At 66.8% G+C, this 16173-nt stretch carries 13 protein-coding genes, 1 pseudogene and 1 riboswitch; of the genes and pseudogenes, 10 read left to right on the plus strand and 4 right to left on the minus strand.

From position 1 onward, the window contains the following. Nucleotides 1-42 precede the first annotated feature (42 nt). The 3 genes from metH to GBRO_RS12170 are packed head-to-tail and all read left to right on the plus strand — an operon-like array spanning nucleotide 43 to nucleotide 5605. Nucleotides 43-3642, plus strand: a complete 3600-nt coding sequence (gene metH / locus GBRO_RS12160; protein ID WP_012834241.1) for a methionine synthase — start codon at nucleotides 43-45, stop codon at nucleotides 3640-3642. A gap of 50 nt (nucleotides 3643-3692) precedes the next feature. Then, entirely contained in the window at nucleotides 3693-4142 is a 450-nt protein-coding gene (locus GBRO_RS12165) for a MarR family winged helix-turn-helix transcriptional regulator (protein WP_012834242.1), read from the plus strand. Then, nucleotides 4139-5605 (plus strand): MFS transporter, encoded by a 1467-nt coding sequence (locus tag GBRO_RS12170; protein ID WP_012834243.1) that lies wholly within the window; start codon nucleotides 4139-4141, stop codon nucleotides 5603-5605. The genes GBRO_RS12165 and GBRO_RS12170 overlap by 4 nt, the downstream gene beginning before the upstream one ends. A 35-nt stretch (nucleotides 5606-5640) precedes the next feature. Here the strand turns inward: GBRO_RS12170 and GBRO_RS12175 are convergent, their stop codons facing one another. After that, nucleotides 5641-5955 (minus strand): DMT family transporter, encoded by a 315-nt coding sequence (locus tag GBRO_RS12175; protein WP_012834244.1) that lies wholly within the window; start codon nucleotides 5953-5955, stop codon nucleotides 5641-5643. A gap of 10 nt (nucleotides 5956-5965) precedes the next feature. Further along, nucleotides 5966-6030, minus strand: a riboswitch (guanidine-III (ykkC-III) riboswitch). A 28-nt stretch (nucleotides 6031-6058) separates the two neighbouring features. On the opposite strand from GBRO_RS12175, the gene GBRO_RS12180 reads away from it, so the two are divergent. Next, nucleotides 6059-7693, plus strand: coding sequence for a membrane protein (locus tag GBRO_RS12180; protein ID WP_012834245.1), 1635 nt, complete (start codon nucleotides 6059-6061; stop codon nucleotides 7691-7693). Nucleotides 7694-8068: 375 nt separating this feature from the next. On the opposite strand, the pseudogene GBRO_RS27535 reads toward GBRO_RS12180, so the two are convergent. Continuing rightward, nucleotides 8069-8377 (minus strand): annotated as a pseudogene (locus GBRO_RS27535) (alpha/beta fold hydrolase); the annotation flags it as partial. 269 nt (nucleotides 8378-8646) lie between these two features. Here GBRO_RS27535 and GBRO_RS12185 point away from each other — a divergent pair. The 4 genes from GBRO_RS12185 (at nucleotide 8647) to hisG (ending at nucleotide 11402) form a co-directional block, all read left to right on the plus strand. Further along, nucleotides 8647-9459, plus strand: a complete 813-nt coding sequence (locus tag GBRO_RS12185; protein WP_012834247.1) for a helix-turn-helix transcriptional regulator — start codon at nucleotides 8647-8649, stop codon at nucleotides 9457-9459. Next, nucleotides 9456-10154 (plus strand): HAD family hydrolase, encoded by a 699-nt coding sequence (locus GBRO_RS12190; protein WP_012834248.1) that lies wholly within the window; start codon nucleotides 9456-9458, stop codon nucleotides 10152-10154. Before GBRO_RS12185 ends, GBRO_RS12190 begins: the two co-directional genes overlap by 4 nt. Before the next feature lie 65 nt (nucleotides 10155-10219). Next, on the plus strand, nucleotides 10220-10483 hold the full coding sequence (locus GBRO_RS12195) for a phosphoribosyl-ATP diphosphatase (RefSeq protein WP_041919872.1): 264 nt from the start codon (nucleotides 10220-10222) through the stop codon (nucleotides 10481-10483). A 73-nt stretch (nucleotides 10484-10556) separates the two neighbouring features. Beyond that, nucleotides 10557-11402: an ATP phosphoribosyltransferase gene (gene hisG, locus GBRO_RS12200; protein ID WP_012834250.1), complete on the plus strand. Its 846-nt coding sequence runs from the start codon at nucleotides 10557-10559 to the stop codon at nucleotides 11400-11402. Between the two features lie 12 nt (nucleotides 11403-11414). Here hisG and GBRO_RS12205 read toward each other — a convergent pair whose 3' ends face one another. Together GBRO_RS12205 and GBRO_RS12210 are read right to left on the minus strand one after the other, a co-directional pair. Beyond that, on the minus strand, nucleotides 11415-12278 hold the full coding sequence (locus GBRO_RS12205; protein WP_012834251.1) for a thioesterase family protein: 864 nt from the start codon (nucleotides 12276-12278) through the stop codon (nucleotides 11415-11417). A 47-nt stretch (nucleotides 12279-12325) separates the two neighbouring features. Beyond that, nucleotides 12326-13213 (minus strand): RecB family exonuclease, encoded by an 888-nt coding sequence (locus GBRO_RS12210; protein ID WP_012834252.1) that lies wholly within the window; start codon nucleotides 13211-13213, stop codon nucleotides 12326-12328. An 84-nt stretch (nucleotides 13214-13297) separates the two neighbouring features. Between GBRO_RS12210 and GBRO_RS12215 the strand changes: the two genes are divergently transcribed. Beyond that, nucleotides 13298-14128 (plus strand): tRNA (adenine-N1)-methyltransferase, encoded by an 831-nt coding sequence (locus GBRO_RS12215; RefSeq protein WP_012834253.1) that lies wholly within the window; start codon nucleotides 13298-13300, stop codon nucleotides 14126-14128. Nucleotides 14129-14321: 193 nt separating this feature from the next. Then, a complete protein-coding gene (gene arc / locus GBRO_RS12220; protein ID WP_012834254.1) occupies nucleotides 14322-16145 on the plus strand; it encodes a proteasome ATPase in 1824 nt (607 codons plus the stop codon). Nucleotides 16146-16173: the final 28 nt, after the last annotated feature.

Below are 16173 nucleotides of genomic sequence, written 5' to 3' on the forward strand. Positions count from 1 at the left end.
CTACGACCGAACCCCGAGAGAGAGCGAACTACGCTGACAACCATGTCTTCTGTTTCCCGTCCCGACCACAGCACCGATCCGGCCGACTTCGACACGACGTTCATGTCGGCGATGTCGCGCCGGGTGCTGATCGGCGACGGGGCGATGGGCACCATGTTGCAGGCGGCCGACCTCACGCTCGACGACTTCAACGGACTCGAGGGTTGTAATGAGATCCTCAACGACGCCCGCCCCGATGTGCTCGAGGGCATTCATCGCGCCTACTTCGAGGCCGGTGCCGACGCGGTGGAGACCAACACCTTCGGCTGCAACCTGTCCAACCTGGGCGACTACGACATCGCCGACCGGATCCGCGAACTCGCCTACAAGGGCACCGGCATCGCACGCGGCGTCGCCGACGAGATGGGTCCGACGGCCAATGGCACCGATCGTTTTGTGCTCGGCTCGATCGGGCCCGGAACCAAATTGCCCAGCTTGGGGCACACGACCTTCGCGGTCATCCGGGACGCCTACTTCGAATGCGTCGCCGGGATGCTCGACGGTGGTGCCGACGCGATCCTGATCGAGACCTCGCAGGATCTGCTGCAGGTCAAGGCGGCCGTGGTGGCCGCCCGGCGCGCCATGGACAAACTCGGTCGTCGGATCCCGATCATCTCCCACGTCACCGTGGAGACCACCGGCACGATGCTGCTCGGCTCGGAGATCGGTGCCGCCCTGACCGCGATCGAACCACTCGGCGTCGACATGATCGGGCTGAACTGCGCCACCGGGCCGGCCGAGATGAGCGAGCATCTCCGATACCTGTCCCGGCATGCGCGGATCCCGGTGTCGGTGATGCCGAATGCCGGGCTCCCCGTGCTCGGCCCCAACGGTGCCGAGTATCCGCTGTCCCCGGAGGAACTCGCCCAGGCCCTGCACGGCTTCGTCGCCGAGTTCGGACTCGATTTCGTCGGCGGCTGCTGCGGCACCACACCCGAACACATCCGGCAGGTCGCCGAGGCGGTCCACGGGGCGACCCCGGCTGCCCGCACCCCCGAACACGCCTCGGAGACGTCGTCGCTCTACACCGCGGTGCCCTTCGATCAGGACGCCAGCTTCCTGGTGATCGGTGAACGGACGAACACCAACGGCTCCAAGGCATTTCGCGAGGCAATGATCGCCGGGGACTATCAGCGCTGCCTCGACATCGCCAAGGACCAGACCCGCGACGGCGCCCACATGCTCGACCTCAACGTCGACTACGTGGGACGCGACGGTGCCGTGGACATGACGGCCCTGGCGAGCCGGTTCGCGACGTCGTCGACGTTGCCGATCATGCTCGACTCCACCGAGCCCGAGGTCATCCGGGCGGGGCTGGAGACTCTCGGTGGACGGTGTGCGGTCAACTCGGTGAACTACGAGGACGGCGACGGCCCGAACTCCCGGTTCACCCGCATCATGCAGCTCGTCGTCGAGCACGGGGCCGCAGTGGTGGCGCTGACCATCGACGAGGAGGGGCAGGCCCGCACCGCGGACTGGAAGGTGCGCATCGCCGAGCGACTGATCGCCGACATCACCGGCAACTGGGGTCTCGCCGAGGAGGACATCATCATCGATGCCCTCACCTTCCCGATCTCCACCGGTCAGGAGGAGGTGCGCCGCGACGGCATCGAGACCATCGAGGCGATCCGGCGCATCCACGAGGCGCATCCCGAGGTGCACTTCACGCTGGGCATCTCCAACATCTCCTTCGGTCTCAACCCGGCCGCACGCCAGGTCCTGAACTCGGTGTTCCTGCACGAGTGCGTGCAGGCCGGGCTCGACACCGCGATCGTGCACGCCTCCAAGATCCTGCCGATGGCCCGGATCCCGGAGGAGCATCGCAAGGTTGCCCTCGATCTGGTCTATGACCGTCGGGCGCCGGGGTACGACCCGCTGCAGAAGCTGATGGAACTGTTCGAGGGTGTCTCCGCGGCGTCGGCGCGCGAGTCGCGGGCCGCCGAACTGGCGAAACTGCCGCTGTTCGAGCGCCTCGAACGGCGCATCGTCGACGGCGAGCGCAACGGCCTCGAAGACGATCTCGACGAGGCGATGACCACCGTCCCGCCGCTGAAGATCATCAACGAGACCCTGCTGAGCGGCATGAAGACCGTCGGCGAGCTGTTCGGGTCCGGACAGATGCAGCTGCCCTTCGTGCTGCAGTCCGCCGAGGTGATGAAAACCGCTGTGGCACACCTTGAACCGCATATGGAGTCCACCGGCGAAGACGGCAAGGGCAGGATCGTGCTGGCCACGGTCAAGGGCGACGTGCACGACATCGGCAAGAATCTGGTCGACATCATCCTGTCCAACAACGGCTACGAGGTGGTCAACATCGGCATCAAGCAGCCGATCACGAACATTCTCGACGTCGCCGCCGACAAGAAGGTCGACGTCATCGGGATGTCGGGGCTGCTGGTCAAGTCGACGGTCGTGATGAAGGAGAACCTCGAGGAGATCAACGCCCGCGGACTCGCCGACGAGTACCCGGTGCTCCTCGGTGGTGCCGCCCTCACCCGGTCCTATGTGGAGAACGACCTGTCGGAGACCTACGAGGGCGACGTGCACTATGCGCGCGACGCCTTCGAGGGATTGCGTCTGATGGACGAGATCATGGCGACCAAGCGAGGGGAGGGGCCGGACCCGGACAGTCCGGAGGCCATCGCCGCGGCCGAAAAGGCCGCCGAACGCAAGGCCCGCCACGACCGGTCCAAGCGAATCGCCGCCAAACGCAAGGCCGCCGAGGAACCCGTAGAGGTGCCCGCGCGCTCGGATGTGGCCGCCGACAACGACATTCCCGCTCCACCCTTCTGGGGAACCCGCATCGTCAAGGGCGTTCCGGTCGCCGACTACCTCCAGCTCCTCGACGAGCGTGCCCTGTTCCTGGGGCAGTGGGGATTGCGCGGCGCCCGGGGCGGGGACGGACCGTCGTATGAGGATCTCGTCGAATCCGAGGGCCGCCCGCGGCTGCGGTACTGGATCGATCGGCTCGCCACCGAGGGCATCCTGCAGCATGCCGCCGTCGTGTACGGCTATTTCCCCGCGGTCAGCGACGGCGACACCGTGCACGTGCTCACCGAGCCGCGCCCAGATGCCCCGGTGCGCTACAGCTTCGGCTTCCCGCGTCAGCAGCGATCACGCTTCCTGTGCATCGCCGACTTCATCCGGTCGCGTGAGGATGCCATTCGCGACGGCCACGTGGACGTGTTGCCGTTCCAGCTGGTCACCATGGGTCAGCCGATCGCGGACTTCGCCAACGAGTTGTTCGCCGCCGACGCCTACCGTGACTACCTGGAGGTGCACGGTATCGGCGTGCAGCTGACCGAGGCGCTGGCCGAGTACTGGCATCAGCGCGTCCGTAGCGAACTCCGCTTCGGCGAACGCACCATGGACAGCGAGGACCCCGACGAGGCACAGGGCTTCTTCGACCTCGAATACCGCGGTGCCCGTTTCTCTTTCGGGTACGGCGCATGCCCCGACCTCGACGACCGGGCCAAGATGATGGAATTGCTTCAACCCGAACGGATCGGCGTGCACCTATCCGAGGAACTGCAGCTACATCCCGAGCAGTCCACCGACGCATTCGTGCTGCATCACCCGGAGGCGAAGTACTTCAACACCTGAGCCGCGCCACCAGCATTGACTCCACATAGTTGTAGCGCTATAACGATTGTATGCATACAAGTGATTCGCCGGCGTTGTCAACGCCGACGGCAACCGAACTCTGGTTCGTCATGAACAGTCTCGTACGCGATCAGGCCACCGAATCGAGCGCTCGGATCAGTGCGCGGATCGACATGCCGTTCAGCCGGTTTCGCGCACTGCGTCGAATCGCGGTCGGGGAGATGACCCAGACCGAGCTGGCCCGACGGCTGAGCATCGACGCCCCCGCCACGAGCGTCATCGTGAACGATCTGGTCGATCGCGGGCTCGTCATCCGCACCGAGCACGCCACCGACCGGCGATTCAAGGTGGTGGCCATCACCGCCGCGGGCCGTGCGGTCGTCGACTCGGTGACCGCCGACGACACCGCGGCCCCGCCGATGTTCGACGCGCTCGACGACGATCGGCGTCGAGCGCTCGGAGAGTTGCTCGAACTGCTGCGGTCGGCGGCCGAATCGTGAACGCGCGCATCGCCGCGCCGACGCATACCGACGCTGCCACCCTGGGTGTGCGACGTCGGATCGCCATCCTCGCGACCTGTTGCCTGAGCCTGTTCATCGTCGGCATCGACACCACCGGACTCAACGTCGCACTGCCGTCGATCGCGTCGGACCTCGGCGCCTCGGGGTCGCAACTGCAGTGGGTGATCGACGCCTACACGCTGGTTCTGGCCAGCCTGCTGCTCCTCGGCGGATCGATGGGGGACCGCTTCGGCCGACGCCGGGTCTTCCTGACCGGCCTGACCGTGTTCGCGCTGGGGTCGGTCCTGTGCTCGCTGGCGGTGTCGCCCGCAATGCTGATCGGTGCGCGGATGTTGCAGGCGGTCGGCGGGTCGATGCTGAATCCGGTGGCGATGGCGATCGTGACCAACACGTTCACCAATCCGACCGAGCGTGCGCGCGCCATCGGCATGTGGGGGGCCGCCTTCGGGCTGAGCATGGCACTCGGGCCGGTGATCGGAGGTGCGCTCGTGCACTCCTTCGGTTGGGCGTCGATATTCTGGCTCAATGTGCCGGTCTGTGCCGTGGCGATCGTGCTCACCCTCACGCTGGTCCCCGAGTCACGCGCGGAGCGTCCGCGTCGCCCGGACCCGGGAGCGCAACTGCTGATCCTGGTGTTCCTCGCGACCCTGACCTTCGCGATCATCGAGGGTCACGGCCTCGGGTGGTCCTCGGCGGTCGTCGTCGGCTCGTTCATCGTGGCCGCGGTGTCATTCACCGGGCTCGTGATCCTCGAGTCCCGACGAACCGAACCGATGATCGACCTGCGGTTCTTCGGCAGCGCACCGTTCAGCAGTTCGGTGCTGACCGCGATCCTGGCGTTCGCTGCGATCGGCGGTTTCCTTCTGCTCAACACGCTCTACCTGCAACAGGTGCGCGGACTCTCACCGCTCGAGGCCGGTCTGATGACCCTGCCGATGGCCCTGCTGGCGCCGGTGTCGGGCTGGTTGGTCGGTAGCCGCGGTGCCCGGATGCCCATGGTCCTCGCCGGCGTCGCCATCGTCGGTGCGGGTCTCATGCTGATGCGCGTCCGCGTGGACACGAGCTTCGAGTACCTGGCCGTCGCGTACCTGCTCCTCGGTGTGGGATCGGGCCTCGTCAACGCACCGATCACCAACGCCGCTGTCTCGGGAATGCCCCGAGCGCAGGCCGGAGTCGCGTCGGGCATAGCCTCGGTCAGCCGGCAGGTGGGAACATCGCTGGGCGTCGCGATCTTCGGCGCTGTCGCCTTCCGCGAGGTCGGCGATCAGGCCGACCTCGCAGCGGCCGCACGCCCGGCCTGGCTGATCATGGCGCTGTGCGGGCTGGCCATCATCGTCGTCGGGATCGCCGCGACCGGCCGCTGGGCCGCGTCGACGCTTGACCGCACTCGCGAACGAATCCTCGCCACCGAGACCGCTCCGGCCGTGCGCGCCGAAACCTGAACCCAGGGGCACAGTGACGCGGATAGCGCACACAACTAGTGCGCGAGCTTGAGGCCAACCACGGCGCCGACGATCACCAGGATCAGCGCGACCTTCAGGATCGACGCCGACTCGGCGCCGGTGACCATCGCGTAGGCAACGGTGAGCGATGCACCGATTCCGACCCAGACGGCGTAGGCCGTGCCGGTCGGCAACTCCCGCATCGCATAGGCCAGCCCGGCCATCGAGGCGATCAGTGCAACCGCGAACAGGATGGTCGGCGGCCAGCGACTGAAACCCTCGGACTTACCGAGCGCGGTGGCCCACACCGCTTCGAGCACACCCGAGATGATGAGAATGATCCACGACATTCCGAACCTCCAGGCGCCGTCTTGTCGCTGGCCGGGTACGGCGCACCTCGTCCGGTGATCGTCTCTGATCACCGTCCACGGTAGCAACGAACCGGACGCGTGGGTGGTGATCTCGGTCGCCACCGGGACCGGCATCGACGAACACTCCCAGGCTCCGTCCACCGTCCCCACAGCTTCGGCGTCGACGGTGGACGTCATGACCCACACAGCTCTGCCCGCACGAGCCGAGTCCCCCTCGCCGCCGGCCTCGGTGGCCGACAGGTGCGGGCCGGACAACCACCCTGCGACCGAAACCGTTGCGGCCGTACACACTCCCGCACGGTTGATCCGATGGGCGGTGCTCGCGGTGATCATCGCGGTCGCCGTCGCGATCCGGCTCCGCTTCCTCGACGTCGAGACGATGGACTATCGGGCATTTCTCAGTCGGTGGTACGACACCCTCGACTCACAGGGATTCTCGGCGTTCTCGTCGCAGTTCGCCGACTACAACTACCCCTACCTGTATCTCCTCTGGGGACTCACCGCACTCGGCGTACCGTCGCTGATCGGCGTCAAGGCCATCTCGATCGTCTTCGACTTCGTGCTCGCCTTCTTCGCCTATCGGATCGTCGGCCTGCGAACGGACCGATACTGGTTGCGGGCCTTGGCTTTCGGTGTGGTGGCGATGCTCCCGTCGGTGATCGCGAACAGTTCCTACTGGGGACAGGCCGACGCCATCTATTCGGCTTTCACCCTGGGTGGCGTGTACTTCCTGATGCGCGCCAACCGCCACGGCGACCTTCGGACACCGGGTCGCTCCTGGCGGGTCGGTTCGGTCTGGGCATGTGTGATGTTCGGGCTGGCGGTGTCGTTCAAACTGCAGGCGGTCTTCGTGTTCGGGCTAATCGCCTGGTTGCTGATCCGTCGACGCATCCCGTGGTATGCCCTGCTCGCGATCCCCGTCGTCTACGTGGCGTTCGTGATTCCGGCGGTGGTGGCGGGCGAATCCTGGGGCAACGCCCTGTCGGTCTATCTCGATCAGACCGGTTCCTACAAGCAGTTGACGCTCGGTGCGGCCAATCTCTATCAGCTCATCTCGATCTCCGGGAACGCCACGTGGCTGGCACATCTGGGCATCGCGACGGCCGGCGCCGTCGTCGTGGCCTTCCTCGCCTGGTCGGTGTGGAAGAAGCCCGCGGTGACCCCCACCTCCATCGTGGTGGTGGCCACCGCCTCGGCAGTGGTCGTGCCGTTCCTGCTGCCGGCGATGCACGACCGGTACTTTTACACCGCCGAGGTTCTGACCGTGATCGCAGCATTCTTCCTGCCGCTGTGGTTCGCGTTGATCCCGGTACTGGTCCAGGCCTCGGCGATCGGCGTCTATCACTCGTCGCTCACCGGTGATCAGGGCATGTCGGATCGGGGCCAGGTGATGGGCGGTCCGGGTGGCGGCCGCAACCACGCGGGACCGGGCCGGCCGTTCGATGGCCAGGGCGGACCCGGTCCGGGGCATGCCGCCGGCGGAGGCCATCCCGGCGGCAGGCACGGGTCATCGAGCGGGGGGTACACCTCGGGACGCGGCGACACGGCTCTGACGGTCTACGCCACGATGATGGGCCTGGCCGTTCTCGGTATCGTCGCCGCCCTCACCGACGTGCTTCGGCGCCCTATGGGCTCCACCAGCGCCTCGCGTCCACCAGTCGCAGATGTGGTCGACGACGACGTCCGGGGTACGTACCCAGCGGAGGTGGTGTCGTGATCCGCCTGGGGGACAGTCCTTCTCGGTGTAGGTCCACACGGTTCGGGAGTCGTCGGCGAAGCACTCTTCGAGCGCCGCGGCCGCGCCCGGGGGGACCAGGACGTCGGCGTCGAGGCGGACCGCGAGTGTCGGCACCGTCCCCGGCTTTCCTCGTGCTCCGAATGGGAGGCGTCCGGTGCGCACCATCCGGGCCCACTCCCGCATGAGTGTCCGCGGGGTCGGCGCCCCGAAACCCGGTGTGGGCCAATATCCGACGATGGCCGTCACAATCGGGACAGCCGCGGCAACCGCGTATTCGGCGACACCGCCGCGCGGATAGTGTCGGTGCCAGGGGAGTGAACCGGCAACGGTGACAAACCCGTCCGGCTGCGATGCCTCGTCCGCGACGACGGCGATGTGTGCGCACAACTGCGCCCCGAGGCTGTGGCCGAGCACGATCACGGGGCGGGTGGGATCATCTGCGCGGCAACGCTTCACCGCCGCGACAAGATCGGCCGACTCGTCGGCGTAGGCCCAGTCGTGCCGCCGCGACGGGGGCCGGGTGTCGGTATCGAGTCCGCGGCGGGGGACCGTCGTCGCCGACCAGTCGTGCTGGGCGAACGCATCCTCGAGTGCGCGGTAGTAGCGGGCCGGGACACCCATCGCCGGGGCGATGAGAACATGCGGTTCGTGTCGGCGGTTCATGTCACGAGCGTGGCGCCGGCGGGGACCGGAAGCCACTACCCCGGAGGTAATGAAACACTTGCGCCGCCCGCCTGCGCTTCGTTATAGGAACACTAGTGTCCCGTGTTGGAAATTCGTTGACGATTCCGACGCCCAGGCGGCGCCTCGCTGCGTTGGCGTCGTCGCAGGTACATCCAGTAGCTGCGTCCTCCGCCGCCTTGCGATGCATCCACCTGGATCGCCGGACTCGCGCCAACGAATTTCCAACACGGGACACTAGGATGACCGTCATGGCGACGGTGACGACCCCGACTCTGAATCCGGTCGGCACCATGCTGCGCCGCTGGCGTGCACACCGATCGATCAGTCAGCTCGATCTCGCCTACGACGTCGGGGTGTCGCCCCGCCACCTCAGTTTCGTGGAGACCGGCAAATCACGGCCGTCGCCGAAGCTCATCGAGACACTCGCGGCCCGCCTGGAAATCCCGTTGCGCGAGCGGAATGCGTTGCTCGTCGCCGCGGGTCACGCGCCCCGCTACACCGAGCAACCGCTCGATGCCGAAGCGATGACGCGCGTACGCACCTCGATCCAACGGGTTCTCGACGCGCACAACCCGAACGTCGCCGTGGCACTTGACCGTACCTGGAATGTGGTACTCGCCAACGATGCGGCGGCCCGGCTGCTGACGACACTGCCCGAGTCCCAGCGGACCACCCCGGTCAACCTGTTCCGGGCATCACTGCACCCGGACGGTTTCGCGCGCATGACCCGCAACTTCGACGTGTGGGGGCGCTATCTCGTCGATCTGCTCCACAGACTGGCCCGGGTGACCGGCGACGACCGACTGGCCGCGCTCGAGACCGAGATCGCCACCTATCCGACGGTCATCGCCCTCGATGAGAGCCCGGCTCTGCCTGGACCCGGTGAGCCGACGTTGCTCGTGCCGCTCGAACTCGATGTGGGCGGTCAGGAACTGTCCTTCTTCTCGACGCTCACCACCTTCGGGTCGCCACGTGACATCACGCTCGAGGAGATGACGATCGAGCTGTTCTACCCGGCGGACGCTACGACCGAATCGTGGGTTGCGATGATGCAGGGGTGACTGCCGCCCCCGACACCACGCCGACCCGACCCGTACCCGCCGCCGTGTTGTGGGACATGGACGGGACGTTGCTTGACTCCGAACCGATCTGGGACGTCGCGATGGAGCATTTCGCTCTGCGGCAGGGGATCGTGATGGGTCCGGCGCTGCGCGAGTCGACGCTGGGCAACGCGCTGCCGGACGCGATGTCGAAGGTGTACGCCGCAGCCGACGTGGCACCGGCGGACCGCGACGTGCCGGCGGATGCGCGCTGGCTCCTCGACCACGTGGGCGAGTTGTTCGCGGCCGGCGTGCCCTGGCGACCGGGGGCCGCCGATGCACTGGAGATGGTGGCCGCGGCCGGGATACCGATGGCCCTGGTCACCAACACCGTCCGCGAGCTCACCGAGGTGATGCTCGACATCCTGGGACGGTCTCGCTTCGCCGTGACGGTGTGTGGGGACGAGGTGGCCGCGGGCAAACCGGCGCCCGACCCCTATCTGCGGGCCGCGCATCTTCTCGGGTGCCGTCCCGATCGATGCCTGGCCATCGAGGACTCGCCGGCCGGCGCGGCGGCGGCCAGTGCGGCGGGATGTCCCACGCTGGTCATCCCGTCGGCAGCGCCGGTGGCACGCGGGGCACTTCGCGTCTTCCGGGAGTCACTGGTGGGTCTGTCGCCGGCGGATGTGACATCGGCCTATCAGGGTGTGCACTGAACTCCGGACCCGCCGCCGCGACCTCGCGCGGGCCCGAATCAGGCGACGTGCAAAAATGGGGTCCCGTGAAGACATTCGAGGAGCTGTTCGCCGAACTGAGCGACAAGGCGCAGACCCGACCCGCCGGTAGCGGTACTGTCGCCGCCCTCGACTCCGGCGTCCACACTCTCGGCAAGAAGATCATCGAGGAGGCCGGCGAGGTCTGGCTGGCCGCCGAGCACGAATCCGATGAATCGCTGGGGGAGGAGATCTCCCAGCTCCTGTACTGGCTGCAGGTGATGATGATCAAACGTGGGTTGTCCCTGCCGGACGTCTACCGCCATCTCTAGGAGTCGGCGTGATCGCCATCCCGGCCCCGACGCAGACGTCACCTCTTCCGGCAACCAGTAAGGACCACCCATCATGTTGCGCGTAGCCGTTCCCAACAAGGGCGCGCTGTCCGAGTCCGCCTCGGCGATTCTCGCCGAGGCCGGATATCGCAAGCGTTCCGATGCCAAGGACCTCACCGTCCTGGACAACACCAACGACGTCGAGTTCTTCTTCCTCCGTCCGAAGGACATCGCCATCTACGTCGGGGCGGGCACCCTCGACCTCGGTATCACCGGACGTGATCTCGCCGGTGACTCGGGTGCGAGCGTCGACGAGGAACTGTCCATGGGCTTCGGTTCGTCGACCTTCCGCTATGCCGCTCCCGCCGGATCGCCGTGGTGCGTCGCCGATCTCGCGGGTAAGCGCATCGCGACGTCGTATCCGAACCTGGTGCGCGCCGACCTCGAACGGCGCGGCATCGAGGCCGAGATCATCCGCCTCGACGGCGCGGTGGAGATCTCGATCCAGCTCGGCGTGGCCGACGCCATCGCCGACGTCGTCGGATCGGGTCGCACGCTGCGCCAGCACGGGCTGGTCGCCTTCGGGGATTCGCTCTGTGACTCCGAAGCGGTTCTCATCTCGCGTACCGGCACCGCCAACGAGAAGGCCGCCCGCCAGTTCATCGCCCGGGTCCAGGGCGTCGTCTTCGGTCAGCAGTACGTGATGATCGACTACGACTGCCCGCGCTCGCTGCTCGATCAGGCCACCGAGCTGACACCGGGACTCGAATCGCCGACGGTCGCCCCGATGGCCGATCCGGACTGGGTCGCAGTACGTGCGATGGTGCCGCGCCGCGACCACCAGAACCTGATGGATCAGCTCTCCGACCTCGGCGCGCGCGCCATCCTGGCGACCGATATCCGGTCCTGCCGTTTCTGACGCGACGAGCGTTCAGCTGCCGCCCTGTTTGTTGAGCAACACCGTCTGCGCCGAGCGTCCGATGAATCCGTCGGCGTCGTAGAGATCGGCGAACGTCGCGCCGAAGCCGTGGGCGCCGGTGGCCATGTCGGCGTCGATGCCCAGCCACGGTCCGCGGGGTTTGGTGATGAGGTGCACGGTGGTGTCGGTGTTCATCCAGCTCCACTCGTCGGGCCGCAGTCGTGTTCCGAGTCCGTTGGCGACGTCGAGCACGGTGAAGATCGATTCGAGATCGGCGATCTGTTCACCCGCGACGAGGTCGATCGCCGGTCGCAGCCACACGGCCGGGGTGTCACCGGTGCGGCCCTCGGTACGCGCGGACCGCACCGTGCCGATGAAACCGATTGTCCCCCAGTCGACTCCGAGTGATTCATCAGCGGTGACGCCGATCTGCGAATCGACGTCGTCGGGACCGGCCGCCAGCGCCGGCAGCGGCGCCCGTTCGATCGGGCCGGAGTCCGCGGTACGCATCCGCCACCCGATCGACTGTGCGGCGAGCCGGAAACCCCCGTCGGGTTGCTGCACCTCGAGGTCGGCGCCGATCAGGGTGATCTGCCGGCCGGGCCGCAGGACACGGACCCGCACCCGGTTGACGCCGAGTCCGATCGGTCCGAGGATCTCGGTGGTCACGCGGGTGAAGTGCTGGTCGGGATCCGGCGCGCAGCGCAGCAGGGCCCGCATGAGCAGACCGGCGGGTGGGCCGCCGTGCTGGATGGTCGGCGCCCACACACTTAGTGTGGCCTCGGTGGGCCGGAAATAGTCGCGGCCGTCGGACTCGTCATCCGGTGCCGGGAGAGACTCGTAGTAGGACGTGTACTGCACAGACGAATTCACCACGCGAACAGTCTATGGGGGTCGTCATAGTCGAGGTCGCCGGGGACCCGTCAGTCGGCGACGAAACCCGGCGGGGGACCCGGATAGGGCGGGACCGTACCGCCGAATTCGGGACACCGTGTCTTGTGCTCACACAGCGAGCACAGCCGTGATCGCTTGGGCCGGAAGTCGCCGGTTGCCACCGCTTCCCGGATGGCACGCCAGATGGCGATCAGCGTGCGCTCGAAACGTTCGAGTTCATCGCGGTCCGGGGTGTAGGTGAGCTGTTGTCCGTCGGCGAGATACATGAGTTGCAGCCGGTGCGGCACCACCCCGCGCGTCCGGAGGATCGCCAGCGCATAGAACTTCATCTGGAACAGTGCACGGGACTCGAATGCCTCGCCGGGGGCGCGGCCGGTCTTGTAGTCCACCACCCGCAGCTCACCGGTCGGCGCGACATCGATGCGATCGATGAAGCCGCGCAAGCGCACCTGCTCGGATTCGAGCTCGACGTGATGCTCGACGGCATCCGCCTCGAAGGCCGTCGGGTTCTCCATTGTGTAATACGTCGCGATCAGCTTGTGGGCGTCGGCGAGGAACTGCGACTCGCCGACGTCGGCGACCACGCGGGCGAGATCGGGATCCGCCTCGCACAGGGCACCCCACGCACCCTCGACCAGCAGATCGGCCGACTCCTGCGTCCGCAGCTCCGCGGGCATGTCGAAGAGGTTCTCCAGGGCGGCGTGCACCACGGTGCCGCGGGTCTGCGCCGGGGTGGGGGTCTCCGCGAAGCGGTCGATGGCCCGATAGCGGTACAGCAGGGGGCATTGCTTGAAATCGGCGGCCCGCGATGGTGAGAGCGCCAGCGGCCGCCCCGGATGGCCGGGCGGCGCGACGGGCGGCGGTGCAACGGGCGGGGCGGTATCCGGTGGGGACCCGGCATCAGCGGTGGTACTCACATTTGGCAGGGTAGGACGCCGTACTGACATCTCTGCGCCACGACACCGTTGTGCGCGCATCTCGTCGTCGGGAAGGATCCCACGTTGCCCACCTCCGGTCCGTTCGCCATCGGCGATCGAGTCCAGCTCACCGACGCCAAGGGCCGCAAGTTCACGGTCCATCTCGAGGCGGGCAAGCTGTTCCACACCCATCGTGGGGCGATCGCCCACGACGATCTCATCGGTGCCCCCGAGGGCAGCATCGTCGCCGCGACCAGCGGGACGCAGTATCTGGCGCTGCGACCGCTGCTCGTCGACTATGTCCTCTCGATGCCGCGCGGCGCCCAGGTGATCTACCCGAAGGACGCCGCCCAGATCGTCGTCGAAGGGGATGTTTTTCCCGGGGCCCGGGTGCTCGAGGCCGGAGCGGGGTCGGGGGCACTCACCTGTTCGCTGCTGCGGGCGGTCGGCGAGTCCGGTGAGGTGGTGTCCTACGAGATCCGTTCCGACCATGCCGAACACGCGGTCCGCAACGTCGAGACGTTCTTCGGTGGCCGGCCGGACAACTGGAACCTCGTGGTCGAGGACCTGGCCCGGTTGCCCACCGACGAGAGGTTCGACCGCGTCGTGCTGGACATGCTCGCGCCCTGGGAGCCGCTCGACGTGGTGCGCACGGTGTTGAAACCAGGCGGGGTGGTAACGATTTATGTGGCAACCGTCACCCAGCTGTCGCGGATCGTCGAGGCCCTGCGCGAGCAGGAGTGCTGGACCGAGCCACGCGCGTGGGAATCGCTGGTCCGGGAGTGGAGTGCGGTGGGCCTCGCGGTGCGTCCGGAGCACAAAATGCAAGGCCATACCGCGTTTCTCGTCACCGCGCGCCGCCTCGCCGACGGGACGACGACACTGCGTCCCCAGCGTCGTCCGTCCAAGGGATGACAGACCGCTGTTCGCAAATCGGTTTACGTGACGGAACAACAGCGAATACGTTGAGAAGACGCATATTTAACACACCGTCAACATCACCGTTCGCTCGGTGGAGGGCGATTCCCGGCCGGTCCCGGTAGCGTGGAGTCACGGCGCAAGCATTCCGGTCGAGGGATCGGGTGATTGCCGGGGAGAGGAGTCAGCAATGACCGAATCTGACCGCCACGACACCCCTAAGGGTGATCGTCGGATTTCCGAGGGCGCCGGTGCGTCCCCCGATGAATCGAACCCCACGGATTTCGCGCCCGAGGAATTCACGCCCGCCTATACCCCGCCGCTCGCGCGCAGCGGTACCGAGCGTCCGTCGTTCGGCCGGCCCGCCGCCGACAACAAGGAACTGCAGGAGCGCGTCGACAATCTGACGGCCCGCAACGCAAAACTGCTCGACACCCTCAAGGACGCGCGCCAGCAACTCGTCGCACTGCGCGAGGAGGTCGATCGCCTCGGTCAGCCGCCGAGTGGTTATGGCGTGTTGCTCGAGGTCCAGCCCGACGCCACCGTCGACGTGTTCACCTCCGGCCGCAAGATGCGGTTGACCTGCTCGCCCAATATCGACACCGAGACCCTGCACAAGGGCCAGACGTTGCGACTCAACGAGGCACTGACCATCGTCGAGGCATGCGAATTCGACACCGTCGGCGAGATCAGTACGCTGCGTGAGGTTCTCGGCGACGGGAAGCGCGCCCTGGTGGTCGGCCACGCCGACGAGGAGCGAGTGGTCCATCTGGCCGAACCGCTGCTCGGTGAGGTCGACGGCGAAGACGGCAAACGTCGCAGGCTGCGTCCCGGCGATTCGCTGCTCATCGACACCAAGGCCGGATTCGCCTTCGAGCGGGTGCCCAAGGCCGAGGTCGAGGACCTGGTCCTCGAAGAGGTTCCCGACGTGGGCTATGAGGACATCGGCGGTCTGGGCCGGCAGATCGAGCAGATCCGCGACGCGGTGGAACTGCCCTTCCTGCACAAGGATCTGTTCCGCGACTACGCGTTGCGACCGCCCAAGGGTGTGCTGCTCTACGGTCCGCCCGGATGTGGGAAGACCCTCATCGCCAAGGCGGTGGCCAACTCACTGGCCAAGAAGATCGCCCAGGCCCGGGGTGACGATGCCAAGGAGGCCAAGTCCTACTTCCTCAACATCAAGGGCCCGGAGCTGCTCAACAAGTTCGTCGGCGAGACCGAACGCCACATCCGGTTGATCTTCCAGCGCGCTCGCGAGAAGGCCTCCGAGGGCACACCGGTCATCGTGTTCTTCGACGAGATGGACTCGATCTTCCGGACCCGCGGGTCGGGTGTGTCCTCCGACGTGGAGACCACCGTGGTCCCGCAGCTGCTCAGTGAGATCGACGGTGTCGAGGGACTCGAGAACGTCATCGTCATCGGTGCGTCGAACCGCGAGGACATGATCGATCCCGCGATCCTGCGCCCCGGCCGGCTCGACGTGAAGATCAAGATCGAGCGCCCCGACGCGGAAGCGGCGATGGACATCTTCTCCAAGTACCTCGTCGAGACCCTGCCGGTGCATGCCGACGACCTCAACGAGTTCGGCGGGGATCGGACAGCCTGCATCAACGCCATGATCGAGCGCGTCGTCGAGCGGATGTACGCCGAGAGCGACGACAACCGCTTCCTCGAGGTCACCTACGCCAACGGCGACAAGGAGATCATGTACTTCAAGGACTTCAACTCGGGTGCGATGATCCAGAACGTCGTCGACCGGTCCAAGAAGTACGCGATCAAGTCGCAGTTGGAGACCGGCGCGCCGGGACTGCGGGTGCAGCACCTGTTCGATTCGATCCTCGACGAATTCGCCGAGAACGAGGACCTCCCGAACACGACGAATCCTGATGACTGGGCCCGGATCTCGGGTAAGAAGGGTGAGCGGATCGTCTACATCCGCACGCTGGTCACCGGAAAGAGTTCGGGAGCGAGCCGCGCCATCGACACCGAGACCAACACCGGCCAGTACCTGTAACCCGGCCGGTTGTCCCCCGACCGGTGGA

This window comes from Gordonia bronchialis DSM 43247, from assembly GCF_000024785.1.
Lineage (GTDB): Bacteria > Actinomycetota > Actinomycetes > Mycobacteriales > Mycobacteriaceae > Gordonia > Gordonia bronchialis.

Excerpts from the sequence above, each read along its gene's own strand:
- metH (WP_012834241.1), top strand. The coding sequence starts at position 43 with ATGTCTTCTGTTTCCCGTCCCGACCACAGCACCGATCCGGCCGACTTC.
- GBRO_RS12165 (WP_012834242.1), top strand. The coding sequence starts at position 3,693 with ATGCATACAAGTGATTCGCCGGCGTTGTCAACGCCGACGGCAACCGAA.
- GBRO_RS12175 (WP_012834244.1), bottom strand. The coding sequence starts at position 5,955 with ATGTCGTGGATCATTCTCATCATCTCGGGTGTGCTCGAAGCGGTGTGG.
- GBRO_RS12185 (WP_012834247.1), top strand. The coding sequence starts at position 8,647 with ATGGCGACGGTGACGACCCCGACTCTGAATCCGGTCGGCACCATGCTG.
- hisG (WP_012834250.1), top strand. The coding sequence starts at position 10,557 with ATGTTGCGCGTAGCCGTTCCCAACAAGGGCGCGCTGTCCGAGTCCGCC.
- arc (WP_012834254.1), top strand. The coding sequence starts at position 14,322 with ATGACCGAATCTGACCGCCACGACACCCCTAAGGGTGATCGTCGGATT.